Below are 14588 nucleotides of genomic sequence, written 5' to 3' on the forward strand. Positions count from 1 at the left end.
CCCCGGCGGTGCCGTCGCCCGCCGGGCGGAGGTGTGGGTGAACGGCCGGTGACCCGGCCGTTCGCACAGAGCGCGGGACCTCAGCCCGCAGCTGTTCCCGCTTCGGCTTCCTGTTCTGCTTCCCTGACCCGGGCGGACAGCTCCCGGGGGGTGGGCCGCTCGAAGACCTCGGAGAGGCTGAGCGAGTGGCCACTGATGTTCTGGAACTCCTGAAGTGCCACGGCGGCCAGCATGGAGTTCCCGCCGCCGGCGAAGAAGTCGGTGTCGGCGTCGGCGTCCTCGCGCCGCAGGATGTTCCGCCACACCGTCACCAGCTGGGCGGTCAGCGTGTCCGGTGGCCCGTCTCCCGGCAGGCCTGGTGCGTTCCGGCCGCCGGGACCTGACGGGTCCTCGGCCGCGCGGCTCGTGCGGCGGGCGGTGACGATCCGCTCCAGCTCCCGGTGGTCCACCTTGCCGCTGCCGTTGACCGGCAGGGAATCGACCGTGACGAGGTCACCGGGGAGCATCGACCGGGACAGCCGCGCGCGTGCGTACTCGCGGACGCTCGCGGTGTCGACCGTACCGTCGGCCGGCGCCAGACAGCCGATGAGCACACCGTCGCCGCTCGGGTCGCCGACCAGGATCACCGCGGCGGCGCCGACCTGGGGGTGCGTGAGGAGGGTCGCCTCGATCTCGCCCAACTCGATTCGGTTGCCGCGGAGTTTGACCTGCCGGTCGCTCCGGCCGAAGAGGTCGATCAGACCGTCCGTACGCCAGCAGGCGACATCGCCCGTGCGGTAGAAGCGGCCGTGCTCGGGGTGGATGCCGAAGCGCTCCGCGTCCAGCTCCGGCCGGCCGTGGTAGCCCAGCGCGACACCCGTACCGGAGATGCACAGCTCCCCGCGGACACCCACCGGCAGGTCACGGCCGTACGAATCGACCACGTGGGTACGGGTGTTGAGGATCGGCCGCCCCACGTCGAGCCGGGCGCCCGGGTCCTCCGCGATCACGCGGGAGGTGGACCAGATGGTCGTCTCGGTGGGGCCGTAGACGTGGTGCAGCTCGCAGCCGGCCGCCAGCAGCTGCCGGGCCAGCGCCAGCGGCACCGGCTCACCCCCGACCAGGACGCTGCGGCCGCGCAGACACTCCGCCGCCCGGTCGATGACCAGCCGCCAGGTCGTCGGCGTCGCCTGGACGAACCGCGCGTCGTACCGGTCCAGCAGCGCGCGCAGCACCCGGCCGTCGCTCCTGGCCGGGTCCGGGGCGGCCACCACCCGGCCGCCGGAGATCAGCGGCACGAACAGCTCAAGCCCGGAGATGTCGAAGGCGAACGTCGTCGTCCACAGCATGGTGTCGCCGGGTGACGCGGCCAGCTGCGCGACGAAGTGCACGGCCAGATTGACCAGGGCCGCGTGGCCGACCAGGGTTCCCTTCGGGCGCCCGGTCGATCCCGAGGTGTACATCAGGTAGGCGCAGGCGGCCGGGTCGACCGGTGCGGCGGGGGCGTCGGCGGCCGGTTGCGGCGGGGCCTCGCAGACCGGTGGCGCGAGCAGTACGGCGGGGCCGTCCTGGCCGCCGATGGCGGCCGTCTCCTCATTCGCCACCAGCACCTTCGCGCCCGAGTCGGAGAGCTGATAGCGGAGCCGGTCCTCGGGGTGGGCGGCGTCCAGCGGCATGTACGCCGCGCCCCCCAGCCAGGTCCCCAGCACCGCAGCCACCAGTTCGGCCCCGCGCGGCAGGGCGATCGCCACGACGTCCCCGGGCCCCAGGCCCGCCTCCCGGACGCAAGCGCCCATGGCGTGTGCGGCGTTCCACAACTGCCGGTAGCTGACGGCGTGTTCCCCGTCCACGACGGCGACCGCCGCGGGTGTCCGCCGCACCTGCTGCTCGACGGCCGCCAGGACCGTGGCGGGGTCGACGGGGCCGGCCGTGTCGTTGGCCGCGCCGATGATCTCGTGGTCCCGCCCGCTCCACCAGCGCACGTCCCCGACTGCCCGGTCCGGGTCTGCCAGGAACGAGGCCAGCACCGCTTCGTAGCGGGCCAGCAGCAGTTCGGCCTGGGCCGCGTCGAAGAGTTCGGTGCGGTAGCACAGGCGCAGCGCGACGGCGCCGTCCGTACCCCGGCCCTGAATGGCCGTCAGTTGGAGATCGAACCGTGCGGCGCCGCTCGTCGTGTCGAAGGGCGTGGCGTCGAGGCCGCCGAGGGAGAAGGTCGGCGGGCCGCCGGGTGTGCGGTACTCGAAGGCGTGCCGGAAGGGCAGCGAGCGACGCGCGGAGCCCCCTGCGGGCATCAGTGCGGGGTGCGCGTCCACGGCCACATCGGCGTGCGCCGTACCCGCGGTGAGCCGCTCGGCGCTGCGCAGCACCAGATCGCGAATGCTCTCCTTACGGTCCGTCCGCAGCCGCAGCGGCACATGGCTGGTGTGCCGGCCGATCGCCCCGGCGGCGTACTGCGGCCGGCGATCGACAGGGAAGCCGACCAGCAGGTCGGGACCGGCGCCGTGGGTCTCCAGCAGCACGTAGTAGGCGGCCAGCAGGACCGCGGACTCCGGTACGCCCATGTCCCGCGCGCACCGTTGGAGTGCCTCCGTGGTGCGCGGCGGAAGGGTGCGGTCGAGCCGGTCGGCGGCCAGGGTCGGCCGGTCGGGCTCGGGCGCGGTGCAGGACAGCTCCAGGTCACCGGTGCTCACGCCCGCCAGTTCCGCGCGCCAGAACGCGAGGCTCCCGGCGCTCGCCACCGGTCCGCTCCGGCCGGGCACCGGTTCGCGGTCCGCACCCGGTGCCGCAGCCGTCGCCCGCTCTCCCTCGTCCCGGCCCTCCTGCTCGTACGCGAGGGCCAGTTCGGCCAGGAGCAGCGGCCCCGAGACCTCGTCGAGTACGAGGTGATGCGCTGTCACGCAGACCAGGTCACTGCCCGCGGAACCGCCGGATGACCGGTCCGTAGTCGACGCGCCGCCGGACGACCGGTCCGTACCCGACGCGCCGACTGACGATCCGTGCGTATCAGAGGCAGCACCGGACGACCCGTGCGTACCCGAGGCTTCGCCCGATGATCCCTCCGTACCCGAGGCGCATTCCGTACCCGGGGAGCGGAACAGGCCCACCCGCACCATCGGGCCGCCGTCCAGGGCGAACGGGGCGGCGGCGACCGGTGCGAGGTCCGCCTGGGACGGCTCGCCGGACAGTTGCGCCTCCCTCACCGGGATCGTGAGATCACCGGCGTCGGCCACCCACTTGACCAGCCGGGCGCCCTCGCTGCGGTAGACGGTGCGCAGCGCCTCGTGCCGCCGCACCAGCACGGCCAGCGCCGCGCGGAGCCGCGTCGCGTCCACCCGGCCGTCGACGGCGAACGCCGCGGACAGGTTGTTCACCGGGGTGTCCGGCACCATCGACTCCAGCAGCCACAGCGCCTCTTCCCCGGGGGAGACGGCCGCCTCTCCCCGGGAGGTCCGGTCGCCGGCGGCTCCGGTCCGGCCGGCCCCCTCCGCAGGTATGTGCTCTTCCGCGGAGTTCCTCACGCCGCTCCTCCTCCGGTGCCCGGCTGGATCCCCAGCTCCTTGTCGATGAGGTCGAACATCTCGTCATCCGTGGCCTCGATGATGTCCTCGTCGGAGGACGCGCTGTCCGCCTCCGCTCCGCGGAACTCCTCCATGATGTTCTCGAAGCGGCTCATGATCTCCGCCTTCCTGCCGCCCCGCCGTGCGATCCCGGAGAGCAGCGACTTGAGGCGGTCGAGCTCGCCGAGCACCGGCGCGTAGTCGATCTCCTGCTCGGCGATCCGCACCAGGAGGTAGCCGGCCAGCTCCGCCGGGGTGGGGTAGTCGAACACCACCGCTGCGGGCAGCCGCAGCCCGAGCGCGCCGCTCATCCGGTTGCGGAACTCCACCGCGGTCAGTGAGTCGAAGCCGAGCTGGCGGAAGTAGCGGGCGGACTCGATGGATTCCGGGCCCGGCCGTCCGAGTACGAGGGCAGCCTGCGTCAGGACCAGATTCAGCACCGCGCCCCGGAGCTGCTCGGGCGGGAGCGCCGCCAGCTGGTTCAGCAGGTTCCGGCCGGCGCCCGGGCCGGGCCCGCCGGCGGTGCGCCGGCCGGGACGGACCAGGCCGGCCACCAGGGCCGGTACGGCACTGCCTGCGCTGCGCAGCGCGGGCAGGTCGAGGCGGGTGGTGACCAGCAGCGGCTCCGTCCTGCCGAGGGCGATGTCGAGCAGTGCGAGCCCGTCGGCATCGGACAGCGGACGCAGTCCCTGGCGCGTCATCCGCTGCCGGTCCGCTGCGGTGAGCTGGCCGGCCATGCCGGACTCCCAGGGCCCCCATGCCAGCGACACGGCGGGCAGACCGCGGTGGTGCCGGTGGGCGGCCAGCGCGTCCAGGAAGGTGTTGCCCGCCGCGTAGTTGGCCTGCCCCGGTGTGCCCAGAACACCGGCGACCGAGGAGAAGAGGACGAAGGTGTCCAGGTCGAGGTGGCGGGTCAGCTCGTGCAGATGCCAGGCGGCGTCCGCCTTCGGCCGCATGACCTGCTCGACGCGCTCCGGGGTGAGCGAACCGAGCACGCCGTCGTCCAGCACTCCCGCGGTGTGCACCACCCCGGTCAGCGGCGACGCCACCGGCACCCCGGCAATCACTGCGGCCAGCTGCTTCCGGTCGGCGGCGTCGCACGCCAGCACCTGGACGGAGCTTCCCGACCCGGCCAGTTCGGCGGCGAGTCGGGGCATCCCCGGGGCGTCCGGGCCCCGCCGCGAGGCGAGCAGCAGCCGCCCGGCCCGGCCGGTCCGCGCCAGGTGCCGTGCGACCAGGCCGCCGAGCGCACCCGAGGCACCTGTCACCAGCACCGTGCTGGTGCCGTGGGCGGCGGGCGGGCGGGCGGCGGACAGCGGCGTGGACACGGCCCGCCCGGCCGTTCCGGCCCGCCCGTGCGCCGACTTTTCCCGTACCGGGGTGTCGGGGGCGCCCGGTTCGGCGACCGCCGGTCGCCCGTCCTGGCCGTCCTGCGCCGCCTTCGTATCCCCGGCTGCCCGTGCCAGCCTCGGCACCCGCACCTCGCCGTCCCGCACCGCGAACTGCGGCTCGCCCAGCGCCGTTCCGGCCACCACCAGGGGCCCGGAGCCCGCGAGGTGCTCCACGTCCGCCAGTACGATCCGTTCCGGGTGCTCGGCAGCCGCCGTACGCACCAGACCGGTGACGCCCGCGTACTCCATCCGTACATCCGCGCCGGAGCCGACGTCCACGCTGCGCTCCGTCACCACCACCAGCTGCGCACCGTCCAGCTCATCCACGGACAGCCACTCGTGGACGGCCTCCAGTACCCGCACCGCGGCCTCGCGTGCCGCCTCGGGAACGGAACCGGCTGCGGAATCCGCGGCCGGACCGGTGCCGGGGACGCAGCAGAGCACCACCGCGCCGGGCACCGGTGCGCCCGCCCGCACCGCGCCGCTCATCTCCGCGACATCCACGTATGCCTGTGCACCGGGCACGTCAAGCCCGCCGTCGTCACCGAGCACCGCCCAGCGGCGGTCCGGCTCTCCTGAGGCGGCCATCGCGTGCCCCGTGCCCCACTCGACCCGGAAGAGCCCGTCCCGGCCCGCTCCGGTGGCCTGTTCCAGGGCCCCGGGAGCGAGCGGTGCGAGAACCACCGAACTGGCGGAGGCGATCGGCAGGCCCGCAGGGTCGGCCAGCTCCACCGACGTGCCCTCGCCGGATGCCGACGGCGCCACTCGCACCCGCGCCACCGTCGCGCCGGACGCGTACAGCCGCACACGGCTCCAGGCACAGGGCAACCACGGTCCCTCGGCGTCCGTCCGTCGCTGCTGCCCGGCCTGGTCCAGTCCGGCCAGGTGGAGCGCGGCGTCCAGCAGTGCGGGATGCACACCGAATCCGGACACCTCGGTGTCCTCGGCCAGCGCGGCCTCCGCAAACACCTCGTCACCGCGCCGCCAGGCAGCGCGCACGCTCTGGAACACGGGCCCGTACGTGAGTCCGGCAGCCGCCAACTCCTCGTACAGTCCGTCCACATCGACCGGGACGGCGCCCGCCGGTGGCCAGTGCGTACTCCAGGCCGCTGTGTCCGCAGCGGCGTCGTCGGTGCCGGCCGGGGCCACGGTGCCCGAGGCGTGCCGCACCCACTCCCCTTCCGGCAGCCGTGCGAACACCGCGATCTCCCGGTGCCCGGCGGCATCGGCCCTGCCGACGGTCACCTGTACCCGTACGGCGCCGCGCCCGGGGAGCACCAGCGGTGAATCGACGAGCAGTTCTTCGACGCGTTCGCAGCCGACCTCGTCGGCCGCCCGTACGGCCATGTCGACCAGCGCCGAGGCGGGAACCACTGCCCGCTCGGCCACCAGCGACTGGCCCAGCCAGGGCTGCGCGGACAGGGACAGCTGCCCGGTCAGCACCACCTCGCCGGATGCCGGCAGCTCGACGGTCGCGCCCAGCAGCGTATGCCCGGGGGGCTCAAGGCCAAGGTCCTCAGCACGGCTCGCGGACGTCATGTTCAGCCAGTAGCGCTGCCGTTGGAAGGCGTAGGTGGGTAGGCCGATACGGTGTGCACCCGTGCCCGTATAGAGCTTCTCCCAGTCCACTGGTACTCCGCGTACGAACGCCTTCGCCAGCGCGGTCAGCAGCGCCCTGGGCTCATCACGGCCCCGGCGCAACACCGGCAACCACACCTCGGCCGAGGTCTCGCCCTCGGTGCGGGTCTGCGGTCCCATGCCGGAGAGGACACCATCCGGCCCGATTTCAACGAAGGTGCGCACCCCGGTCTCACGCATCGCGTCGACGGCGTCGGCGAACCGGACCGCTTCACGCACATGCCGTACCCAGTAGGAGGGGTCAGTGACCTCGTCCGACACAGAACGACCCGTCAACGCCGACACCATCGCCAACCGCGGCTTCTGATAGGCGACTTCAGCGACCGTCTCGGCGAACTCCTCCAGCATCGGCTCCATCAACGGCGAATGGAACGCATGCGACACCCGCAGACGACGCGTCCGCGCACCAGCCAGCGCCAACACCTCCGCAGCCGCCAACACCTCACCCTCGACACCGGAAAGCACCACCGCACGCGGCCCGTTGACCGCAGCCACATCCACACCCGGACGGGCCACAATCACCTCACGGACCCGCTCCTCGGAAGCCTCCACCGCCACCATCGCCCCGCCAGTGGGCAGGCCCTGCATCAAACGACCACGAGCAGCGACTACTGCGCAGGCATCCTCCAACGACCACACCCCGGCTACGTGAGCAGCGGCCAGCTCACCAATGGAATGCCCCGCCACCACCTGCGGGGCAATACCCCACGACTCCAGCAACCGGAAAAGCGCCACCTCGATCGCGAACAGAGCAGGCTGCGCCCACACCGTCGCATCAACACTCCCCCCACCAGGCCAGGACACCTCACCCTCACCGCGCACCACCGCAGCGAGCGAACCCTCAACATGCCCCGACAGACCCGCACACACCTCATCAAACGCCGCCGCAAACACCGGGAAGGCTTCATACAGCTGCCGGCCCATACCGACACGCTGAGCGCCCTGCCCCGTAAAGACAAAGCCGAGCTTGCCCGCAGCCCCCGCGACTCCGCTCACCAGGCCGGGAAGTTCCCGGCCCTCCGCCAACCCATTCAGCCCGGCCATCAGTTCATCCCGATCCGAGCCGAGGACCACCGCCCGGTGCTCCAGCACCGCACGCGAAGACGCCAACGACCAGCCCACATCCACCGGCCGCACACCCGCATCCCGCTCCACAAACTCCGCGAGCCGGCCGGCCTGCCCCGCCAGACCCGCCACCGAACGACCCGAAACCACCCACGGCACCACCGGCAACACCACACCACCGGCCTCGCTCAGAGGAGCGTCCCAGGAAGCAGCAGACTGCTCAACGGCCGGAGCCTCTTCGATGATCACGTGCGCGTTGGTGCCGGAGAACCCGAAGGACGACACCCCGGCACGACGCGGACGCCCACCCGTCTCGGGCCACGGCACCGGCTCAGTAACCAGCCGCACCGCCCCCGCATCCCAGTCCACATGCGAGGACGGCTCATCGGCGTGCAGGGTCTTCGGTACCTGCCCGTGCTGGAGGGCCAGCACCATCTTGATCATTCCGGCCACGCCCGCAGCGGCCTGCGCGTGGCCGATGTTCGACTTCACCGAACCCAGCCAGAGCGGCCGGTCCTCCGGACGGCCCCGTCCGTAGGTCGCCAGCAGGGCCTGCGCCTCGATCGGGTCGCCCAGCCGTGTTCCCGTGCCGTGGCCCTCCACCACGTCCACACCGTCCGTGCTGACACCTGCACTGGCCAGTGCCGCCCGGATGACGCGCTGCTGAGAGGGGCCGTTGGGTGCGGTGAGGCCGTTGGACGCACCGTCCTGATTGACGGCCGAACCACGCACCACCGCGAGCACCTTGTGACCGTTCCGCCGGGCATCCGAGAGCCGCTCCACGACCAGGACACCGACACCCTCACCCCAGCCGGTACCGTCCGCGCCCTCCGCATACGCCTTGCAGCGACCGTCCGACGCGAGCCCACGCTGCCGCGAGAAGTCGATGAACGTGACCGGGGTGGACATCACGTTGACGCCGCTGACCAGTGCCAGCGTGCTCTCACCTGAACGCAGCGACTGGCTTGCCAGGTGGAGTGCCACCAGCGAGGAGGAGCACGCCGTGTCCACCGTCACCGCCGGGCCCTCAAGACCCAGCGCATAGGCCACCCGGCCCGATGCGACCGACCCGGTGGCGCCGAGGCCGACGTACCCCTCGGCCTCCTCCGGCAGTCCGGTGGCCGAGAGGTAGTCATGGTGGAACATGCCCGTGAACACACCCGTCGCGGTGGCGTGCAGGTCGGTCGGGGCGATCCCGGCGTCCTCCAGCGCCTCCCAGGAGGTCTCAAGCAGCAGCCGCTGCTGCGGGTCCATCACCAGAGCCTCACGCGGGCTGACCCCGAAGAACTCCGCGTCGAACGTAGCCGCGTCGTAGAGGAATCCGCCCTCCCCCACCAGGCTCTTGCCCGCCGCGTCCGGGTCGGGGTCGACCACGTCGGCCGGCCAGCCGCGGTCCAGGGGGAAGGGGCCCACGCCGTCCTCTCCGGCGGCCAGCATCCTCCAGAACTCGGCGGGGGACGAGGCGCCGCCCGGAAAGCGGCACGCCATCCCGACGATCGCCACCGGGTCGTCGTCCCCCGGACGGCCTTCCGCAGCCACACCGGCCGCTCCCGGGCGCGTGGCGTCCGCGGACAGCGCGTTCCCCTCACCGACCAGTTCGGTCAGGGCGAATCCCGCCAGCGCGGCGGGGGTCGGGTAGTCGAACACCGCGGTGGCCGGCAGCCGCAGCCCGGTCGCCTTGCTGAGCCGGTTGCGCAGCTCCACGGCGGTCAGGGAGTCGAAGCCGATGTCGCGGAACGGACGGTCCGCGTCGAGACTGCCGGGCCCGGCCATGCCCAGCACCAGGGCGGCCTGGGTGATGACGAGGTCCTGGAGCAGCGCCTGCCCTTCGGCCCTGCCCAGGCCTGCCAGGCGTGCGGCCAGGACGTTCCGGTCCTCGGCGGCCGGCTGTCCGGCCGTACGGCGGGCGGGCTGCGAACCCGCGCGGCTCCCCCGTACGAGCCCGGAGAGCAGCGGCGGGACTTCGCCGGTACGGTGCAGCGCGGCCGGGTCCAGCTCGGCAGCCACCAGCAGCGACTCGGACCGGCCAACGGCCGCGTCCAGCACCGCGAGCCCGCGCGTGTCGGACAGCGGCCTGAGTCCCTGGCGGGCCATCCGCTGCAGGTCGGCCTCGGCCAGTTCGCCGACCATGCCCTGGTCCCAGGGCCCCCAGGCCAGCGAAACGGCGGGCAGACCCTGCTGGTGGCGGTGCGCGGCCAGGGCGTCGAGGAAGGTGTTGCCCGCCGCGTAGTTGGCCTGTCCGGCGTTACCGACCACGCCCGCGATGGACGAGAACAGTACGAAGGTGTCCAGGCTCAGGCCCAGGTCCCGGGTCAGCTCGTGCAGGTTCCAGGCCGCGTCCACCTTGGGCCGCATGACCCGCTCGACCCGCTCCGGCGTCAGCGATGCGAACAGCCCGTCGTCCAGCACCCCGGCCGCATGCACGACGCCTGTCAGCGGCACATCCCTGAGCACGTCCGCGAGCTGCGCCCGATCGGACACATCACATGCCACGGCGGTGACCTGAACACCCAGCTCCGCGATCCCGGCGCTGAGGGTCTGCATTCCGGGGGCTTCGCCACCGCGGCGTGAGACTAGCAGTAGCCGCTCGGCCTGTCCGCTCCGCGCCAGATGCCGGGCCACCAGACCGCCCAGCACACCGGTGGCACCGGTGATCAGGACCGTACGCGGATGACGCTCCTGGTCGGTGGACGGGGGTGTGGAGGGGGCCGTGGAGCGTACCCGGGCCAGCCTCGGCACGCGCAGCTGTCCGTCCCGGAAGGCGATCTGCGGCTCGCCCAGGCCCAGTCCGGCTCGCAGCCGGTCCGCAACGTCCGCCGTGGACGCGTCGTCCACATCGACGAGCAGGATCCGGCCGGGGTTTTCCGTCTGCGCCACCCGTATCAGGCCCCAGACCGGGGCAGCAGCCAGCTCTATCGGTGTCTCGGGTCCGGCGTCCACCGCACGCTCGGTCACCACCAGCAGCCGCGCACCGGACAGCACATCCGCCGCCAGCCACTGCTGCACCAGCTCCAGTACATCCACCGCGGTCCGATGCGCCGCAGCCGCGAGGGCTCCGGTGCTCACCTCGGGTACGACCCGCACCACGACGGCTTCCGGGACCTCAGCCCCGGCCCCGACCGCCGCCGCCAGCCCGGCCACATCCGGGTAGGCGACCGCACCCGGCAGCTCCGCGCCGACGCCTTCCGCCGTTCCTCTGAGCACGGCCCACCGGCCGGACGGCTCCCGTTGCCCGTCCGGCGCCGAACTCGCGGCCGGGGCAGGCACCCACTCGACCCGGAATAGGGCGTCTTCGGCGGCATGCGCACCAGCTCCGAGTTCCTGAGCCGACACGGTCCGCAGCGCCAGCCTGCCTACCGAGGCGACTATTTCGCAGGTCGCGTCGGCCAGCGTCACCGTCAGCCCATCGCCCGAGGCGGCCGGCGTCACCCGTACCCGCGCCGCCGCCGCGTCCGAGGCGTGCACCATCACGTCGCTCCACGCGAACGGCAACGCCAGACGGTCATCCCCGGTGTGCGCGGCGGCCACGTGCAGGGCGGCATCGAGCAGCGCGGGGTGCAGACCGAACCCGGCCACACTCACGTCTCCCGGCAGGGCGACCTCGGCGAAGAGTTCCGTACCGCGTCGCCAGGCCGCCCGTACGCCCTGGAACACCGGGCCGTAGCCAAGACCACGCTCCGCCAATCCCGGGTAGAAGCTCTCCAGGTCAAGGGCCTCCGCGTCGGCCGGAGGCCACTGCTTGAAGCCGTCGCCACTTCCTTCAGCCGCTGCCCCGGCCGCCGAGAGCACACCCGCCGCATGCCGGGTCCACTCCCCTTCCGGCGAAACATCCTCGTCCTGGGCATGAATGCTGACCGCACGGTGACCGGACTCATCCGGTACCTCCACCGTCACCTGCACCCGCACGCCACCAACCGAGGGCAGTACGAGGGGCGCTTCACTCAGCAGCTCATCAACGCGCGAGCAGCCCACCTCGTCCCCGGCCCGCACCGCCAACTCCACCAACGCAGCACCCGGCACCACCACCCGACCCGCCACCACATGATCCGCAAGCCACGACTGCGAGGACAAGGACAACCGCCCCGTCAACACCACACCACCACCCGCAGACAGCACTACTACAGCGCCCAACAGCGGATGCCCCGGAGATGCCAGACCAAGATCCTCAGCACGGCTGTCACTGGCCGCCTCCAACCAGAAACGCTGCCGCTGGAAGGCATAGGTCGGCAGGTCAACGCGGCGCGCACCGGTACCGGCATAGACGTTCTGCCAGCCCACCGGCACCCCGCGTACGAACGCCTTCGCCAGCGCGGTCAGCAGCGCCCTCGGCTCATCACGGCCCCGGCGCAGCACCGGCAACCACACCTCGGCCGAGGTCTCGCCCTCGGCACGGGACTGCGCCCCCATCCCGGACAGCACACCGTCCGGGCCAAGCTCCAGGAAGGTGCCCACCCCGAGCCCACGCATACTCTGCGCGGCATCGGCGAACCGGACGGCCTCACGCACATGCCGCACCCAATACGACGGATCCATCACCTCATCCGCCACGGGACGACCCGTCAGCGCCGACACCATCGCCAACCGCGGCCGGTGACACTGGACTCCAGCGACCGTCGCGGCGAACTCCTCAAGCATCGGCTCCATCAACGGCGAATGGAACGCATGCGACACCCGCAGACGACGCGTCCGCGCACCAGCCTGTGCCAGCTCCTCCGCCGCCGCCAACACCTCACCCTCGACACCGGAGAGCACCACCGCACGCGGCCCGTTGACCGCAGCCACATCCACACCCGGACGGGCCACAATCACCTCACGCACCCGCTCCTCGGAAGCCTCCACCGCCACCATCGCCCCGCCAGTGGGCAGGCCCTGCATCAAACGACCACGAGCAGCCACCACCGCACAGGCATCCCCCAACGACCACACCCCGGCTACGTGAGCAGCGGCCAGCTCACCAATGGAATGCCCCGCCACCACCTGCGGGGCAATACCCCACGACTCCAGCAACCGGAAAAGCGCCACCTCGATCGCGAACAGAGCAGGCTGCGCCCACACCGTCGCATCAACACTCCCCCCACCAGGCCAGGACACCTCACCCTCACCGCGCACCACCGCAGCGAGCGAACCCTCAACATGCCCCGACAGACCCGCACACACCTCATCAAACGCCCCCGCAAACACCGGGAAGGCTTCATACAGCTGCCGGCCCATACCGACACGCTGAGCGCCCTGCCCCGTAAAGACAAAGCCGAGCTTGCCCGCGCTACCGTCCGCAGCACCGCTCACCACGCCCGGCACCTCACGGCCCTCAGCCAACCCACCCAACCCGGCAGCCAGTTCATCGCGATCCGAGCCGAGGACCACCGCCCGGTGCTCCAGCACCGCACGCGAAGACGCCAACGACCAGCCCACATCCACCGGCCGCACACCCGCATCCCGCTCCACAAACTCCGCGAGCCGGCCGGCCTGCCCCGCCAGACCCGCCACCGAACGACCCGACACCACCCACGGCACCACCGGAAGCACCACACCACCCACACCAGCAGCGGTACCGGCCGCATCAGCGGACTCGTCCTCAAGCTGGGGCGCTTCCTGGGGCTGTTCGATGATGACGTGGGCGTTGGTGCCGGAGAACCCGAAGGACGACACCCCGGCACGACGCGGACGCTCGCCCGTCTCCGGCCACGGCATCGCCTCGGTGACCAGCTGTACCGCGCCCGCGTCCCAGTCCACGTGTGAGGACGGGTTCTCGGCGTGCAGCGTCGCGGGCACCACACCGTGCTGCATCGCGGCGACGACCTTGATGATGCCTGCCACACCCGCGGCGGCCTGCGCATGGCCGATGTTCGACTTCACCGAACCCAGCAGCAGCGGACGGCCATCGGGCCGCTCCTGCCCGTAGGTCGCCAACAGCGCCTGCGCCTCGATCGGGTCGCCCAGCGCCGTCCCGGTGCCGTGCCCCTCGACCACGTCCACATCGGCCGACGCAAGTCCCGCGTCGGCCAACGCCGCCCGGATCACCCGTCGCTGCGACGGACCGTTCGGGGCCGTCAGACCGTTGGACGCACCATCCTGATTGACGGCGCTGCCGCGCACCACCGCCAGCACCTTGTGACCGTTCCGCCGGGCATCCGAGAGCCGCTCCACGACCAGGACGCCGACCCCCTCACCCCACGCGGTGCCGTCCGCGCCCTCGGCGTAGGACTTGCAGCGTCCGTTCAGAGCCACGGCTCGCTGCCGCGAGAAGTCGATGAACGTGTTGGGGGTGGACATCACCTTCACCCCGCCGGCCAGCGCCAGGGTGCTCTCCCCCGACCGCAGCGACTGAGCAGCCAGATGGAGCGCCACCAGCGACGACGAGCACGCCGTATCGATCGTCACCGCCGGGCCCTCAAGCCCCAGTACGTACGCCACGCGCCCGGAGGCGACCGACGCCGTGGCGCCGACGCCGACGTACCCCTCGACCTCCTCCGGCATCGAGTGCGACGGCAGATAGTCGTGGTAGAAGAGCCCGGTGAACACGCCGGTCGAACTGCCCCGCAGATCGGTCGGGTCGATGGCGGCGTTCTCCAGCGCCTCCCAGGAGGTCTCCAGGAGCAGCCGCTGCTGCGGGTCCATCGCAAGGGCCTCACGCGGGCTGATCCCGAAGAACCCGGCGTCGAACTCGGCCGCGTCGTAGAGGAATCCGCCCTCGCCGGAGAGGGTTTTGCCTGCGGCATCCGGGTCGGGGTCCACCAGGTCCTGGGGCCAGCCGCGGTTGTCCGGGAAGGGGCCGATCCCGTCGCCACGCGACTCCACCAGCTGCCACAGCTCGTCCGGCGAGGAAACCCCGCCCGGGAACCGGCAGGCCATCCCGACGATGGCCACGGGTTCCGGCCGGTGTTCCTCCATCTCCCGCAGGCGCTCCCGGGCCTGGGCGAGGTCGGTGGTGACCCGCTTGAGATAGTCGCGAAGCTTC

General features: G+C 72.2%; 1 protein-coding gene and 1 pseudogene. Both read right to left on the reverse strand.

The annotated features are described in order from the left end of the window. Positions 1-80: 80 nt before the first annotated feature. Positions 81-3497, reverse strand: a complete 3417-nt coding sequence (locus tag ACFXBC_RS20475) for an amino acid adenylation domain-containing protein (protein WP_385026022.1) — start codon at positions 3495-3497, stop codon at positions 81-83. Continuing rightward, positions 3494-14581, reverse strand: a pseudogene (locus tag ACFXBC_RS20480) (type I polyketide synthase); the annotation flags it as partial. The gene ACFXBC_RS20475 and the pseudogene ACFXBC_RS20480, both read right to left, overlap by 4 nt. Positions 14582-14588: the final 7 nt, after the last annotated feature.

The organism is Streptomyces sp. NPDC059398 (assembly GCF_042751845.1).
Taxonomy (GTDB): Bacteria; Actinomycetota; Actinomycetes; order Streptomycetales; family Streptomycetaceae; genus Streptomyces.